The sequence below is a fragment of the Rubrivivax benzoatilyticus JA2 = ATCC BAA-35 genome (assembly GCF_000190375.1).
Taxonomy (GTDB): domain Bacteria; phylum Pseudomonadota; class Gammaproteobacteria; order Burkholderiales; family Burkholderiaceae_C; genus Rubrivivax; species Rubrivivax benzoatilyticus.
The window spans coordinates 1-13842 of the sequence record NZ_AEWG01000074.1 but is presented as its reverse complement, the minus strand read 5'-3'; the positions used below and the strand labels follow the sequence as shown (position 1 = coordinate 13842).

Genomic DNA, 13842 nt, shown 5'->3' with positions numbered 1-13842 from the left:
GCCGCCGGCCGCGCCGGCCCGCCATGAGCCTGCGCCGCATCAGCGCCGCCGAGGCCATCGCCCGGCTGGGCGAGTTCAGCGCCGTTGTCGACGCGCGCAGCGAGTCCGAGTACGCCGAGGACCGCCTGCCCGGCGCCGTCAACTGGCCGTCGCTGAACGACGCCGAACGCGCCAGCATCGGCACCGAATACAAGCAGGTGTCGCCGTTCGCGGCACGCAGGCGCGGCGCGATCCTGGTCGCCCGCAACGTCGCCGGCCACGTCGAGCGCGAACTGCTCGACAAGGACCGCGAGTGGCGGCCGCTGGTCTACTGCTGGCGCGGCGGCCACCGCTCGGGCGCGCTGGCGCTGGTGCTCGACCAGATCGGCTTCTCGGTCAACGTGATCGAAGGCGGTTACCGCGAGTTCCGCCGGGCCGTCGTCGCCGACCTCGAGACCCTGCCCGCTCGGTTCACGCTGCAGGTCGTCGCCGGCCCGACCGGTTCGGGCAAGAGCCGGCTGCTCGGCGCGCTGGCCGCGGCCGGCGCCCAGGTGCTGGACCTGGAGGCGCTGGCCGCGCACCGCGGCTCGGTGCTGGGCCCGCTGCCCGACCAGGCGCAGCCCTCGCAGAAGGCCTTCGAGACCCGGATCTGGCAGCAGCTGCGCGCCTTCGACCCGGCGCGCCCGGTCTTCGTCGAGGCCGAAAGCCGCACGATCGGCCGGCTGCGGGTGCCCGAGAGCCTGCTCGAGCGCCTGCGCGGCGCACCCTGCCTGGCGGTCGAGATGCCGCTGGAGGCCCGCGTGCGCCTGCTGATCGAGGACTACGCCCACCTCGTCGCCGACGCCGAGGCGCTGTGTGCGCTGCTGAGCCGTCTGCGCGAGCTGCGTGGCACGGCCACCGTCGAACGCTGGCAGGCGCTGGCACGCGCCGGAGACTTCCCGACGCTGGTACGCGAGCTGCTCGCCGAGCACTACGACCCGATCTACGCGCGCTCGACGGCACGCAACTTCAGCCGCTTCGGCCAGGCCGAGGCCGTGCCGCTGGACGACGGCGAGGCTCCGACGCTCGCGCGTGCGGCGCAGGCGCTGGCGCGACGGACGGTCTGGACGCCGCCCGGGCCGGAAGGCGTCTTGCCGTGAGCGTGACGCCGGCCCTCCTCCGACGGTCGCCGACGCCCTGCGCGCCGCGGTCCGTCGTCACGGCGGCGATCGCCGCGGCCCCGTTGCCGCCCGGTCCCGTCATCACCGTGCCCTGGCTCGCGCAGGCCAGCCGGCACGCCCATCTTCACCTGGTGGACACCACCGGGATGTCGGAGCCTGCCTGATGTTCGGTTACACCGAGGACCAGATCGCGCAGTTCGGGCTGACCTTCGGGGTCGGCGCGTTCATGCTGTACATGGTGTTCATCATCTTCCAGCTCGCGCGCGAATCGAAAGCCGGCAAGTTCGGCGCCTTCGTGCTCTTCCTGGCCCTGGGCTTCGGCCTGGTCGGCTTTGCCGCCAAGGGCCTGATCAAGTATTTCCTCCACGGTGTCGGCGAATGACCGCGAGCACGACCACGATGAACGCCCTGCCGATCCAGCGCCACACCTTGTTCGAGGACGTGCAGGGTGTCGTCACCGGTGCGCTGTTCGTCGCGCTGGCGCTGGTGATGTTCCGCCATGCCGGCATGCTGACCGGCGGCACGGCCGGCATGGCCTTCGTGCTGCACTACGCGACGCACGTGCCGTTCGGCGTCGCCTTCTTCGCGCTGAACCTGCCGTTCTACTGGCTGGCCTGGAAGCGCATGGGCGCGCGCTTCACGATCAAGACCTTCTGCGCGGTGGCGCTGCTGTCGGTGCTGGCGGAGGTGCTGCCGCACTGGGTGGTGCTGCAGTCGGTCGAGCCGCTGTTCGCGGCGATCGGCGGCGGCCTGCTGATGGGCACCGGGCTGCTGATCCTGTTCCGCCACAAGGCCAGCCTGGGCGGCATCAACGTGCTGGTGCTGTGGCTGCAGGAAAAACGCGGCTGGCGCGCTGGCAAGATCCAGATGGTGCTGGACGTGAGCATCCTGCTGACCGCGATCCCCTGGGTGGGCGGGTGGCAGCTCGTGCTGTCGGTGATCGGTGCCGTCGCGCTGAACTTCTCGCTGGCGGTGAACCACCGCCCCGGCCGCTACGCCGCGGTCTGACGCGAGAATCTGAATGGAGCCCCCTCCCGGAGGGGCCCCGGGAGTCCACGCCTCCCGCAGGTCGAGCGACGCTCAACCCATGTGCAAGCCGCCGTTGCAGGAGAAGTCCGCTCCGGTCGTGAAGCCCGAATCCGGCCCCGCCAGCCAGGCGACGACCGAGCCGATCTCCTCGGGCGTGCCCAGGCGCTTGACGGGGATCGTCGCGACGATCTTCTCCAGGATCTCGGGCTTGATCGCGCGGACCATCTCGGTGCCGATGTAGCCCGGGCTGACGGTGTTGACCGTCACGCCCTTGGCCGCCAGCTCCTGCGCCAGGGCCATCGTGAAGCCGTGCATGCCGGCCTTGGCCGCCGAGTAGTTGGTCTGGCCGGCCTGGCCCTTCTCGCCGTTGACCGAGCTGATCTGGATGATCCGGCCCCAGCCGCGCTCGACCATGTCGGGCACCACCTGCTTGGTGACGTTGAACATGCTGTTCAGGTTGGTGTCGATGACGGCGTGCCAGTCTTCGGGCGACATCTTCAGGAACATGCGGTCGCGCGTGATGCCGGCGTTGTTGACCAGCACGTCGATCGGCCCGTGTTCGGCCTTGGCCTTGCCGAAGGCCTCGACCGTCGACTCCCAGTCGGCGACGTTGCCCACCGAGGCGTGGAACTCGTAACCCAGCGCGGTCTGCTCGTCGAGCCAGCGGCGGAAGTCGCGATTCGGGCCGCAGCCGGCGATGACCTTGAAGCCTTCGCGGGCCAGCCGCTGGCAGATCGCCGTGCCGATGCCCCCCATCCCACCCGTGACGTACGCAACCTTCTGTGCCATGAACTGTCTCCTTTGAACCGTTCCGAACTGTTCCGTCGAATCCTGGCGGCGCGGGCAGGCCCGCGCCATCGGCAACGACACTAGCGCCTCCCCTGCGTGGGGGGCACGACGTGCCGGCTCAGCGCTCCACCGTCAGCGCCACGCCCATGCCGCCGCCGATGCACAGCGAGGCGATGCCGCGGCGGGCGCCGCGCCGGCGCATCTCGTGCAGCAGCGTGACGAGGATGCGGCAGCCCGAGGCGCCGATCGGGTGACCGATGGCGATCGCGCCGCCGTTGACGTTGACCTTCTCGGTGTCCCAGCCCATCTGCTGGTGCACCGCGCAGGCCTGGGCCGCGAAGGCCTCGTTGATCTCGAGCAGGTCGAGGTCGGCGGCCTTCCAGCCGGCGCGCTCCAGCGCCTTGCGCGAGGCCGGCACCGGACCCATGCCCATCGTCGCCGGGTCCAGGCCGGCGCTGGCGTAGCTGGCGATGCGCGCCAGCGGCTGCAGCCCCAGGCGCTCGGCGCGGGCGGCGGTCATCAGCATCACCGCCGCGGCGCCGTCGTTGAGGCCCGAGGCGTTGCCGGCGGTCACCGAGCCGGCCTTGTCGAAGGCCGGACGCAGGCCGGCCAGCGCCTCGGCGCTGGTCTTGCGGTTGATGTACTCGTCGGCGTCGAAGACGATCGGGTCGCCCTTCTTCTGCGGCAGCACGATCGGCACGATCTCGTCCTTGAAGCGCCCGGCGTCCTGCGCCGCGGCGGCCTTGCGCTGCGAGGCCAGCGCAAGCGCATCCTGGGCCTCGCGCGTGATGCCGTAGTGGCGCGCGACGTTCTCCGCCGTGATGCCCATGTGGTATTGGTTGTACACGTCCCACAGGCCGTCGACGATCATCGTGTCGACCATCTTCCAGTCGCCCATGCGCTGGCCGTCGCGCGAGCCCGGCAGCACGTGCGGCGAGGCGCTCATGTTCTCCTGGCCGCCGGCGATGACGACCTCGGTGTCGCCGTCGCGCAGCGCCTGCACGCCCAGCATCACCGCCTTCAGCCCCGAGCCGCAGACCTTGTTGATCGTGTAGGCCGGCACGGCGTTCGGCAGGCCGGCCTTGATGACCGCCTGGCGCGCCGGGTTCTGGCCGCAGCCGGCCTGCAGCACCTGGCCGAGGATGACCTCGCCGATCTGGCCGCCTTCCACCCCGCTGCGCTCCAGCAGCGCGCGGATCACGGCCGCGCCCAGCTCGGATGCCGGCGTGCGGGCCAGCGAACCGCCGAACTTGCCGACGGCGGTGCGGGCGGCGGCGACGATGACGATGTCGGTGCTCATGGGTCTCCTCTGGTTGGGGGAAATCAGGCCTTGGCCTTGACGTAGCGGCCCGGCGCCGGCTCGATGGCCTTGTGGCGCCGGCTGCCCGGAGTCTTGGGTGCCGCCACCTGACGCCCGGCGTGGCCGGCGAGCCAGCGGCTCCAGACCGGCCACCAGCTGCCCGGGTGTTCGGTGGCGCCGGCGAACCACTCGTCGGCGGTCGCCGCATTGGTGCCGTTCAGCCAGTGGCTGCGTTTGCCCTTGGCCGGCGGGTTGATGACGCCGGCGATGTGGCCCGAGGCACCGAGCACGAACGTGCTGTCGCCGCCGAGCAGCGGCACCGATGCGTAGGCCGCCTTCCACGGCACGATGTGGTCCTCGCGCGAGCCGTAGACGAAAGTCGGCACGTCGATCGCGCCCAGGTCGACCGCCTCGCCGCAGACCGTCAGCGCGCCGGGCCGCTTCAGCTCGTTCTGCAGGTACATGTGGCGCAGGTACCAGCAGTACATCGGCCCGGGCAGGTTGGTCGAGTCGCTGTTCCAGTACAGCAGGTCGAAGGGCGGCGGCGTCTCGCCCTTCAGGTAGTTGCCGACGACGTAGTTCCAGACCAGGTCGTTCGGGCGCAGGAAGCTGAAGGTCGTGGCCAGCTCCTGGCCCTTCAGCAGCCCGGGGCCGCCGGGCGCGTCGGCGCCGATCGTCATCTCGCGCCACTGCACGCCGGCCTCGTCGACGAAGAGGTCCAGCACGCCGGTGTCGCTGAAGTCCAGCAGCGTCGTCAGCAGCGTCATCGACTGCGCCGGGCGCTCGCCGCGGGCCGCCAGCACCGCCAGCGCGGTGGCGAGGATGGTGCCGCCGACACAGAAGCCCAGCGTGTTGATCGTCTCCGAGCGCGTGATCTCGCGCACGACGCGGATCGCCTCGATCGGCCCGCGCTCGATGTAGTCGTCCCAGCCGAGGTGGCGCGCCGAGGCGTCGGGGTTGCGCCAGCTCATCACGAAGGTGCGGTGGCCCTGCTCGACGGTGTAGCGGATCACCGAGTTCTCGGGCTGCAGGTCGAGGATGTAGTACTTGTTGATGCACGGCGGCACGAACAGCATCGGCCGCTGGTGCACGGTGGCCGTCAGCGGCCGGTATTCGATCAGCTGGAAGAGATCGTTCTCGAAGACAACCGCGCCTTCGGTCGTCGCGACGTTGCGGCCGACCTCGAACAGCGTCTCGTCGGTCTGCGAGACGTGGCCCTTGGCGAGGTCCTCGACGAGCTGGCGCACGCCGGTGGCGATGCTCTGGCCCTGGCTCTCCAGCGCCTTGCGCAGCGCCTCGGGGTTGAAGGCCAGATAGTTGCTCGGGCTGGCCGCCTCGACCCACTGCTGCACCGCGAAGCGCACACGCTCGCGTGCCTTGGCATCGCCCTGCACCGCGTCGGCCATGCGCTGCAGCGTGCGCGCGTTCAGCAGGTACATCTCGGCGACGTAGGCCGCGCCGGGGTTCTGCGTCCAGTCGGCGGCGGCGAAGCGTCGGTCACCCGTGGCCGGTGGCGGCGCGGTCTCGCGGCCGGCACGCTGCAGCGACGCGGTCCAGAGTTCGGTCGCGGCCTTCAGGTAGTCCGCCTGGATCGCCGCCAGCGTCTCCTGCGGAACCCGCAGTCCCGACATCGACTTCAGCATCTCACCCACGGCGGCGCCGAATGCCGCGGCCTGCGTGCCGTCGGCGGCCGGCAAGCTGCGCTTGCTCGTCATCGTCTGTCTCCTCGCTGGCGGTGCGGCCGGGGTCGGCGTGACCCGTGACGCGCAACGGTTGTAGGCCGGCCGGCTTACCTCGGCTTGACGCGCACCGCGATACTCACGTCCCGCAACACACTCACTCCGATGTACATCGTCGCCATCGCCTGGATCTACGTCGTGCTGATGATGGCACTGGCCGAAGCGCTGTCGGTGCACGGCAGCGTGCTCGGCGCCATCGTCACCTTCACGATGTACGGCGTGCTGCCGCTCGCCATCGTGCTCTACATCATGGGCACGCCAGCTCGGCGCCGCGCACGCCGCGCCGCCGAGGCCTCAGCCGCGACGCCAGACGGCGGCGGCCATGCGGCCGGTGATCCGGTCGCGACGGAACGAAAAGAACCGTGAACCGTCCTCGACGGTGCACCAGGCGCCGCCGCTGACACGCTCGACACCGATCGCTGACAGCCGCCGGCGCGCCAGCCCGGGCAGGTCGGCCAGCCAGCGGCGCTCGCCGTCGGCACGACGCCGTGGACGGAACAGCGCCGGGGCATCGGCCGGCGGCTCGGCGGCCGGGTCGCCGCCGAAGGCCTCGACGACGTCCTGCCCGACCTCGAACTGGCGCGGCCCGATGCAGGGCCCGAGCCAGGCGAGCAGATCCCGCGGCGCGGCGCCGGTGGCGTCGCACAGCGCCGCGGCGGTGGCCTCGACGACGCCGCCGGCCAGGCCGCGCCAGCCCGCATGCGCCGCTCCGACGCCTCGCCCGTCGGCCGTGCACAGCAGCACCGGCAGGCAGTCGGCCACGAGCACCGTGCAGGCGACGCCGACGGCCGTCGTCACGCTGGCGTCGGCCTTGGCGAGCAGATCCGAGGGCTCGTCGCCACGCAGCCGCACGACCGCCGCGCCGTGCACCTGGTCGAGGTAGACCGGGCGCGCACCGAGCGCTGCCGCGAAGCGGCGCTGGTTCTCCTGCACCGACCCGGGCGCGTCGACGGCGTCGCCGCGCAGGGCCGGCGGGCGCAGGTTCAGGCTGTCGAAGGGTGCGGCGCTGATGCCGCCCTGGCGCGTGCTGAACGCGGCGCCGACGCCCTCGGGCGCCGGCCACTCGGGATGCAGCAGCATCGCCTCAGGCCTCGGCGTCGGGGCAGCGCGACGCCTGCGTGTCGGCGAAGGCCGGCAGCGCCATGCAGGTGTCGAAAACCCGGCGCACGTTCGGCACGTGCTCGAGGCGGCAGCCGAAGCGCTGCGCGTTCACCACCTGCGGCACCAGCAGGCAGTCGGCCAGCGTCGGTGCATCGCCGTGGCAGAAGGTCGAAGGCTGCGCCGCGAGCTGGCGCTCGACGGTCTCCAGCCCGGTCTCGACCCAGTGCCGATACCAGCGGTTCTTGTCGTCCTCGGAGACCTTCAGGTCGCGCACCAGGAAACGCAGCACGCGCAGGTTGTTCAGCGGGTGAACCTCGCAGGCGATGTCGTAGGCCAGCGAGCGCACGCGGGCCCGGCCCACGGGGTCGGCCGGCAGCAGCGGTGGTGCGGGATGCGTCTCGTCGAGGTACTCGATGATCGCCAGCGACTGCGTGATCACCGCGTCGCCGTCGCGCAGCAGCGGCACCAGCCGAGCCGCCGAGACGGCGGCATACGACTCCTGGAACTGCTCGTCGCGGCGCAGGTGCACCGGCTTGTAGTCGTACTCCAGCCCCTTCAGCGCGAGCGCGATGCGCACCCGCCACGAGGCCGACGAACGGAAGTAGTTGTAGAGCTCCATGCTCACCTCACGGCCACGCGCAGGGTGCCGAGGCCCTCGATGGCCCCGTCCATCACGTCGCCCGGCACCACGGCCCCCACGCCTGCCGGCGTGCCGGTGAAGATCAGGTCGCCGGCTTGCAGTTGCCATGCGCGGCTGAGCTGTTCGATCGTCTCGGCAATGCTCCAGATCAGGTCGGACAGATCGCCCTTCTGCCGCGGCTGGCCGTTGACGGCGAGCGTGATCGCGCCGCGTTCGAGCGTCCCGCAGCGTGTGCGCGGCACCAGCGGGCCGATCGGCGCCGACTGCTCGAAGGCCTTGCCGATCTCCCAGGGCCGGCCCTGCTTCTTCATCTCGTTCTGCAGGTCGCGGCGCGTCATGTCCAGACCGACGGCATAGCCCCAGATGCAGTCGGCGGCCTCGGCCGCCGGGATGTCGCGACCGCCGCGGCCGAGCGCGACGACGAGCTCGATCTCGTGGTGCAGATTCTTCGTCAGCGACGGATAGTCCATCGTGCCGGTCTCGCCGTCGGCCACCGGCAGCAGCGCATCGGCCGGCTTCATGAAGAAGAACGGCGCTTCGCGGCCGCTGTGGCCCATCTCCTGCGCGTGTTCGGCGTAGTTGCGGCCGACGCAGAAGATGCGCCGCACCGGGAACGCGCCGCCGCCGGCCACCGGCAGCAGGACGGGAGCGGGAGCAGGCAGGACGAGTTGCATATCCAGGATCAAGACGGTGGGCGATGAAACGATGATGCCACGCGCCGCCGCTACACTGCCGCCATGTTCGAGCCCCGCCGCATCCGCCATTGCCGGGCCTGCGGCCAGCCCGCCCGCTACGAGGTGCCGGCCGAGGACACGCGCGAGCGCGCGATCTGCACCGCCTGCGGCGAGATCCACTACGAGAACCCGATCAACGTCGTCGGCACCGTGCCCGTCTGGAGTGACCAGGTGCTGCTGTGCCGGCGCAACATCGAGCCGCGCCGCGGCCTCTGGACGCTGCCGGCCGGATTCCTCGAGCTCGGCGAGAGCACGGCCGAGGGCGCGATGCGCGAGACCGACGAGGAAGCCGGCGCGCGCATCGAGCTCGGTGCGCTGTTCACGGTGCTGAACGTCGTCAGCGCCGGCCAGGTGCATTTCTTCTACCTCGCGCGGCTGCACGACACGCGCTTCGCGCCCGGCCCTGAGACGATCGAGGCGCGGCTGTTCCGCGAGCACGAACTGCCCTGGGACGAACTCGCGTTCCGCACCGTGCGCGAGACCTTGCGCCTGTATTTCGCCGACCGCGCCCGCGGCCGCTTCGAGGTGCACGCCGGCGACATCCGCTGAGACGCGCCGGCCGGCGCTCAGCCCGCTGCTCGGCCCGCCGTCCGCACCGCCGGACCGGTGGCCGCGTCGAAGCCCAGGTCGAACAGCGTGCGCAGGTCAGCCGCGTCGTCGACGCCTTCGGCCACCAGCGACAGCCCCATCGCATGGGCCAGCGCCGCCAGCCCGGCGGCGAACTCGCGCACCGCTGCATCGGCGGCGCTGCCGCGCACGAAGCAGGCCTCGATGCGCACATGGTCCAGCCCGAGGTCGGCCCAGCGCACGAAGGCCTGCGTCGAGGCCCCCGCGTGCTCGACGCCGACACGCACCCCGGCGGCCCGCCAGGCACGCGCGGCTTCGCCCAGCCTCGACAGCGCACGTTCGAGCCAGACCCCGTCGCCGACGTCGATCAGCAGCCGGCGCGCAGCCTCCGGTTCGGCCAGCAGGCGCTGCTCGACTTCGGCGATGAAGCCGGGCGTGCCCAGCGACGCGGCACCGACGTGCACGCAGCGCGCGCGCCCGTCGCGCGAGCAGGCCAGCAGCGCAAGCTCGATCGCCGACAGGTCCACACGCGGCAGCAGGCGCGAGCGCGAGGCCATCGCCAGCCAGCGCTGCGCCTCGCGGAACGGGCCGCCGGCCTCGAGCTGCAGGCGCAGCGGGCACTCCAGGTGCAGCACCTGGCCGTGGCGGTCGCAGACCGGGAACTCGGCCAGCCGCGCGCGGCCGTCGTGCAGCGCCTCGGCGATCCGGTCGCGCCAGACCTGCTCGCCCTGCACACCGTCACCGGCGGCGTGGATCTCGATGCTGAACGGCCCGGCGGCCTCGGCCTGGGCGAGCGCCAGGCCGGCGGCGGCCATCGCGTCGCCGGACTCGCCGCTGCGAAGGCCGTCGGCAGCACCGATGACGATCTCGATGCCGCCCGGGCCGGCGGCCGGGGTGGCACGCAAGGCCTGCAGCAGCGTTCGGGCGGTTTCGTCGGCGACGCCGGCCGCCGGCAGGCACAGCGCGAAGTCGGTTTCGTTCAAGCGCCCGGCAAACGCCCCGTGCACGCGCCTCGGGTATGCGTCCAGCGCCTCGGCGACGAGCGCCAGGCGCCGCTCCAGCGGGTCGTCGCCGAGGCGCAGCCCCAGCGGCCCGAGATTCAGCGCCCGCAGCAGCAGCAGCGAACACTCCGGCGCCGCGCCCTGCCCCAGCACACCGGCCAGGCGGCCGAGGAAATGGCGGCGGTTGGGCAGCCCCGTGACGGGATCGGTGTGGGCACGCAGCCGCAAGGCCTCGACCTGCGCCGCCGCCGGCCGCGGATCGGCGTGAGCAGGCGGTTTCGGCAGGTCGGCCACGGCGTCACGCCGCGCCGCGTACCAGGACGCCAGGCGACGGCGCAGCAGGTCGGTCATCGAGTCGGGAAGCTGCGACACGATCGGGCACTCCGCTTCGGCGCCGGACATGCGGCGCACGCCCAGCATGCCAGCAGCTTCGTCAGCGCAGGCGCAGGACTTGAGGCATGCACCGCAAAAGCGTGGCAAAACACTTCAATTCGCAGATGCGAATCATTTGCATTCGCTGCATTTGCCTGCCAATGACGTCCATTCACGACGTAAAGCCGACCGACATGCGATCTATGTCAGCCGAATAAGCTCATGATGCGTTAACGTCCAGGGTGTCCACTCAACCGCGCGCCGACGCGATGGGTGACCTGAATCGACTTTCCTTTCGGAGACCGCGAATGACCTCTCGTCGTGAATTCATCCAGATCGTCCCGCTCGCCGGCGCCGCGCTGCTGACTGGCCGCAGCGCCATGGCCGCCCCGGTGGACGAGAAGGACCCGCAAGCCGTTGCCCTGGGCTACGTCTCGGACGCCGCCAAGGCCGACAAGGCCAAGTACAAGCAGTTCGTCGCCGGTTCGCACTGCGGCAACTGCGCGCTGTTCCAAGGCAAGGCGACCGACCCCGTCGGCGGCTGCCCGCTGTTCGCCGGCAAGCAAGTCGCGAACAAGGGCTGGTGCTCGGCCTGGGCCAAGAAGGCCTGAGGAAACCCGATCGCCCGCGCCACCGACGCGGGCCGGTGTTTCACCCCTGAAGAGGGCTCCCGCGGGAGCCCTCTTTCTTTTGCGTGACGCGCCGTCAGCGGCGCGCCGGCGGCAGGTCGGTGCAGCTGCCGTGTGCCGCCTCGGCGGCCAGGCCCAGCGACTCGCCCAGCGTCGGATGCGGGTGGATCGTGCGGCCGATGTCGACCTCGTCGGCGCCCATCTCGATGGCCAACGCGACCTCGCCGATCATGTCGCCGGCATGCGTGCCGACGATGCCGCCGCCCAGGATGCGATGCGTCTGGGCGTCGAACAGCAGCTTGGTGAAGCCTTCGTCGCGGCCGTTGGCAATCGCCCGGCCAGAAGCCGACCACGGGAACAGGCCCTTCTTGACGGCCACCCCGCGCGCCTTGGCGTCGTCCTCGGTCAGGCCGACCCAGGCGACCTCGGGGTCGGTGTAGGCCACACCCGGGATGACGCGGGCGTCGAAACGCGCCTTGTCGTCGCCGGCGGCGACCTCGGCCGCGACGTGGCCTTCGTGCACCGCCTTGTGCGCCAGCATCGGCTGGCCGACCAGGTCGCCGATCGCGAAGATGTGCGGCACGCTGGTGCGCATCTGCACGTCCACCGGCACGAAGCCGCGTTCGTCGACCTTGACGCCGGCACGCTCGGCGCCGATCGAACGCCCGTTCGGGCGCCGGCCCACGGCCTGCAGCACGAGGTCGTAGAGACCGTCGCTGCGGCCGCCGTCGGCAGCCTCGAACTGCACGCGGATGCCGTCGGCGGTGGCTTCGGCGCCGACCGTCTTCGTCTTCAGCATCAGCCGGTCGAAGCGGTGGGCGTTCATCTTCTGCCAGACCTTGACAAGGTCGCGGTCTGCACCGGCCATCAGACCGTCGAGCATCTCGACGACGTCCAGGCGCGCGCCCAGCGTCGAATAGACGGTGCCCATCTCCAGACCGATGATGCCGCCGCCGATGACGAGCATCTTCTTCGGCCTCTGGCGCAACTGCAGCGCACCGGTGGAGGTGACGATGCGCTCGTCGTCGGGCAGGAAGGGCAGCTTCACCGCCTCGGAGCCGGCGGCGATGATCGCTTGGGCGAAGCGGATCGTCTGCGTACCACCGGCCGAGAGCTCCACGGCCAGCTCGTGCGGCCCGGCAAAGGCGCCGACGCCCTGCACCACCGTCACCTTGCGCATCTTGGCCATCGCGGCCAGCCCGCCGGTGAGCTTGGAGACGACCTTCTGCTTGTGCGCACGCAGCTGATCGAGGTCGATCTGCGGCGCGCCGAAGCTGACGCCGGCGGCTGCCAGGTGCGCCGCTTCGTCGACGACCGCGGCGACGTGCAGCAGCGCCTTGCTCGGGATGCAGCCGACGTTCAGGCAGACGCCGCCCAGCGTCGGGTAACGCTCGACGAGCACGACCTTCATCCCCAGGTCGGCGCCGCGGAAGGCGGCCGAATAACCGCCCGGGCCGCCGCCCAGCACCAGCAGGTCGCAGTCGTAGGCGCCGCCGGACGCGGCGGCCGCCGGGGCCGGCACGGGCGCTGCAGGCTGCGGGGCGGGCGCGGCAGGAGCCAGGGTCGCCGGAGCGGGCGCCGCCGACTCGGCGGTCTCGATGCTCGCCAGGACCGAACCCTGGCGGACCTTGTCGCCGACCTTCACGGTCAGGCTCTGCAGCACGCCGGCGTGCGGCGACGGGATCTCCATCGACGCCTTGTCGCTCTCGACGGTGATCAGGCTCTGCTCGGCCTTGATCGTGTCGCCGGGTGCGACCAGCACTTCGATGACGGCGACCTCGTTGAAGTCGCCGATGTCGGGAACACGGATCTCGATGACGGCCATCGTCGTGCTCCCTTACAGCATCACGCGGCGGAAGTCCGCCAGCACCGACGCCAGGAAGGCGTTGAAACGCGCCGCCGCGGCGCCGTCGATGACGCGGTGGTCCCAGCTCAGCGACAGCGGCAGCATCAGGCGCGGCACGAACTCGCGGCCGTTCCACTGCGGCTTCATCGTGCTGCGGCAGACGCCGAGGATCGCGACCTCGGGCGCGTTGATGATCGGCGTGAAGTAGGTGCCGCCGATGCCGCCCAGCGAGCTGATCGAGAAGCAGCCGCCGGACATCTCGGCCGGCGTCAGCTTGCCGTCGCGGGCCTTTTTCGCCAGCTCGGCCATCTCGCGGCTGATCTGCAGGATGCCCTTGGAGTCGACGTCGCGAATCACCGGCACGACCAGCCCGTTGGGCGTGTCGGCGGCGAAGCCGATGTGCACGTACTTCTTCAGCACCAGCTCGTCGCCGTCGAGCGACGCGTTGAACTCGGGGAACTGCTTCAGTGCCGCGGCGCAGGCCTTGATCAGGAAGGCCAGCATCGTGACCTTGACGCCCGACTTCTCGTTCTCCTTGTTCAGCTGGACACGCAGCGCCTCCAGCTCGGTGATGTCCGCGTCCTCGTGGTTGGTGACGTGCGGGATCAGCACCCAGTTGCGGTGCAGATTGGCGCCGCTGATCTTCTTGATCCGCGACAGCGGCTGGCGCTCGACCTCGCCGAACTTGCCGAAGTCGACCTGCGGCCAGGGCAGCAGGCCGGGCAGCGTGCCGCCGGCCGCGGCCGGCGCTGCGGCCGGCGCCTTGGCCTTCTGAGCGCTGGTCTGGGCCTCGCCGGCCATCACGCCCTTGACGAAGGACTGCACGTCCTCCTGGGTGATGCGGCCCTTGGGCCCGCTGCCCTTGATCTCCTCGAGCGGCACGCCGAGCTCACGCGCGTAACGCCGGATCGACGGCGAGGCGTGCGGCAGCGCGGCCGAGACCGGCGCCGTCGGGT

Annotated in this window: 15 protein-coding genes; 6 read left to right on the top strand and 9 right to left on the bottom strand. The window is 71.2% G+C overall.

The genetic code is table 11. The features are described from left to right. Nucleotides 1–23: 23 nt before the first annotated feature. The 3 genes from mnmH (at nt 24) to RBXJA2T_RS08175 (ending at nt 2147) form a co-directional block, all read left to right on the top strand. On the top strand, nt 24–1118 hold the full coding sequence (gene mnmH / locus RBXJA2T_RS08190; RefSeq protein ID WP_009856871.1) for a tRNA 2-selenouridine(34) synthase MnmH: 1095 nt from the start codon (nt 24–26) through the stop codon (nt 1116–1118). Between the two features lie 184 nt (nt 1119–1302). Next, on the top strand, nt 1303–1521 hold the full coding sequence (locus RBXJA2T_RS08180) for a DUF2788 domain-containing protein (protein WP_009856869.1): 219 nt from the start codon (nt 1303–1305) through the stop codon (nt 1519–1521). 17 nt (nt 1522–1538) lie between these two features. Continuing rightward, entirely contained in the window at nt 1539–2147 is a 609-nt protein-coding gene (locus RBXJA2T_RS08175) for a YitT family protein (protein ID WP_029718374.1), read from the top strand. A gap of 72 nt (nt 2148–2219) precedes the next feature. Here RBXJA2T_RS08175 and phbB read toward each other — a convergent pair whose 3' ends face one another. The 3 genes from phbB to phaC all read right to left on the bottom strand — a co-directional run bounded on the left by phbB (nt 2220) and on the right by phaC (nt 5972). Then, the gene (phbB, locus tag RBXJA2T_RS08170) at nt 2220–2957 is read right to left on the bottom strand and encodes an acetoacetyl-CoA reductase (RefSeq protein ID WP_009856867.1); all 738 of its coding nucleotides are present in this window, start codon (nt 2955–2957) and stop codon (nt 2220–2222) included. Nucleotides 2958–3075: 118 nt separating this feature from the next. Next, nucleotides 3076–4257 carry an acetyl-CoA C-acetyltransferase gene (locus tag RBXJA2T_RS08165; protein WP_009856866.1) on the bottom strand — a complete coding sequence of 394 codons (1182 nt, stop codon included), beginning with the start codon at nt 4255–4257 and terminating at the stop codon, nt 3076–3078. Nucleotides 4258–4280: 23 nt separating this feature from the next. Further along, entirely contained in the window at nt 4281–5972 is a 1692-nt protein-coding gene (gene phaC, locus RBXJA2T_RS08160) for a class I poly(R)-hydroxyalkanoic acid synthase (RefSeq protein WP_009856865.1), read from the bottom strand. Nucleotides 5973–6101: 129 nt separating this feature from the next. On the opposite strand from phaC, the gene RBXJA2T_RS08155 reads away from it, so the two are divergent. Continuing rightward, a complete protein-coding gene (locus RBXJA2T_RS08155; RefSeq protein WP_029718375.1) occupies nt 6102–6362 on the top strand; it encodes a hypothetical protein in 261 nt (86 codons plus the stop codon). Here the strand turns inward: RBXJA2T_RS08155 and pgeF are convergent. The 3 genes from pgeF to RBXJA2T_RS08140 are packed head-to-tail and all read right to left on the bottom strand — an operon-like array spanning nt 6291 to nt 8411. After that, entirely contained in the window at nt 6291–7076 is a 786-nt protein-coding gene (pgeF, locus tag RBXJA2T_RS08150) for a peptidoglycan editing factor PgeF (RefSeq protein ID WP_009856863.1), read from the bottom strand. The two genes, RBXJA2T_RS08155 and pgeF, sit on opposite strands and share 72 nt — an antisense overlap. Before the next feature lie 4 nt (nt 7077–7080). Next, complete coding sequence (gene maiA, locus RBXJA2T_RS08145) at nt 7081–7716, bottom strand: maleylacetoacetate isomerase (RefSeq protein ID WP_009856862.1); 636 nt, start codon at nt 7714–7716, stop codon at nt 7081–7083. A gap of 2 nt (nt 7717–7718) precedes the next feature. Next, nucleotides 7719–8411 carry a fumarylacetoacetate hydrolase family protein gene (locus tag RBXJA2T_RS08140; protein ID WP_009856861.1) on the bottom strand — a complete coding sequence of 231 codons (693 nt, stop codon included), beginning with the start codon at nt 8409–8411 and terminating at the stop codon, nt 7719–7721. Between the two features lie 63 nt (nt 8412–8474). On the opposite strand from RBXJA2T_RS08140, the gene RBXJA2T_RS08135 reads away from it, so the two are divergent. After that, nucleotides 8475–9020: an NUDIX hydrolase gene (locus RBXJA2T_RS08135; RefSeq protein WP_009856860.1), complete on the top strand. Its 546-nt coding sequence runs from the start codon at nt 8475–8477 to the stop codon at nt 9018–9020. Nucleotides 9021–9037: 17 nt separating this feature from the next. On the opposite strand, the gene RBXJA2T_RS08130 is transcribed toward RBXJA2T_RS08135, so the two are convergent. Further along, nucleotides 9038–10459, bottom strand: coding sequence for an EAL domain-containing protein (locus tag RBXJA2T_RS08130; RefSeq protein ID WP_009856859.1), 1422 nt, complete (start codon nt 10457–10459; stop codon nt 9038–9040). Between the two features lie 260 nt (nt 10460–10719). Here RBXJA2T_RS08130 and RBXJA2T_RS08125 point away from each other — a divergent pair, with 260 nt between their 5' ends. Beyond that, entirely contained in the window at nt 10720–11022 is a 303-nt protein-coding gene (locus RBXJA2T_RS08125) for a high-potential iron-sulfur protein (RefSeq protein ID WP_009856858.1), read from the top strand. A gap of 94 nt (nt 11023–11116) precedes the next feature. Here RBXJA2T_RS08125 and lpdA read toward each other — a convergent pair whose 3' ends face one another. Both lpdA and RBXJA2T_RS08115 read right to left on the bottom strand, forming a co-directional pair. Next, nucleotides 11117–12865 carry a dihydrolipoyl dehydrogenase gene (gene lpdA / locus RBXJA2T_RS08120; RefSeq protein ID WP_009856857.1) on the bottom strand — a complete coding sequence of 583 codons (1749 nt, stop codon included), beginning with the start codon at nt 12863–12865 and terminating at the stop codon, nt 11117–11119. Between the two features lie 12 nt (nt 12866–12877). Further along, on the bottom strand, nt 12878–13842 hold a 965-nt coding region (locus RBXJA2T_RS08115; protein WP_009856856.1), incomplete at its 5' end, for a dihydrolipoyllysine-residue acetyltransferase.

Coding starts and splice junctions, on each gene's coding strand:
- mnmH (WP_009856871.1), top strand. CDS start 24: ATGAGCCTGCGCCGCATCAGCGCCGCCGAGGCCATCGCCCGGCTGGGC.
- RBXJA2T_RS08180 (WP_009856869.1), top strand. CDS start 1,303: ATGTTCGGTTACACCGAGGACCAGATCGCGCAGTTCGGGCTGACCTTC.
- RBXJA2T_RS08175 (WP_029718374.1), top strand. CDS start 1,539: ATGAACGCCCTGCCGATCCAGCGCCACACCTTGTTCGAGGACGTGCAG.
- phbB (WP_009856867.1), bottom strand. CDS start 2,957: ATGGCACAGAAGGTTGCGTACGTCACGGGTGGGATGGGGGGCATCGGC.
- RBXJA2T_RS08165 (WP_009856866.1), bottom strand. CDS start 4,257: ATGAGCACCGACATCGTCATCGTCGCCGCCGCCCGCACCGCCGTCGGC.
- phaC (WP_009856865.1), bottom strand. CDS start 5,972: ATGACGAGCAAGCGCAGCTTGCCGGCCGCCGACGGCACGCAGGCCGCG.
- RBXJA2T_RS08155 (WP_029718375.1), top strand. CDS start 6,102: ATGTACATCGTCGCCATCGCCTGGATCTACGTCGTGCTGATGATGGCA.
- pgeF (WP_009856863.1), bottom strand. CDS start 7,076: ATGCTGCTGCATCCCGAGTGGCCGGCGCCCGAGGGCGTCGGCGCCGCG.
- maiA (WP_009856862.1), bottom strand. CDS start 7,716: ATGGAGCTCTACAACTACTTCCGTTCGTCGGCCTCGTGGCGGGTGCGC.
- RBXJA2T_RS08140 (WP_009856861.1), bottom strand. CDS start 8,411: ATGCAACTCGTCCTGCCTGCTCCCGCTCCCGTCCTGCTGCCGGTGGCC.
- RBXJA2T_RS08135 (WP_009856860.1), top strand. CDS start 8,475: ATGTTCGAGCCCCGCCGCATCCGCCATTGCCGGGCCTGCGGCCAGCCC.
- RBXJA2T_RS08130 (WP_009856859.1), bottom strand. CDS start 10,459: ATGCTGGGCGTGCGCCGCATGTCCGGCGCCGAAGCGGAGTGCCCGATC.
- RBXJA2T_RS08125 (WP_009856858.1), top strand. CDS start 10,720: ATGACCTCTCGTCGTGAATTCATCCAGATCGTCCCGCTCGCCGGCGCC.
- lpdA (WP_009856857.1), bottom strand. CDS start 12,865: ATGGCCGTCATCGAGATCCGTGTTCCCGACATCGGCGACTTCAACGAG.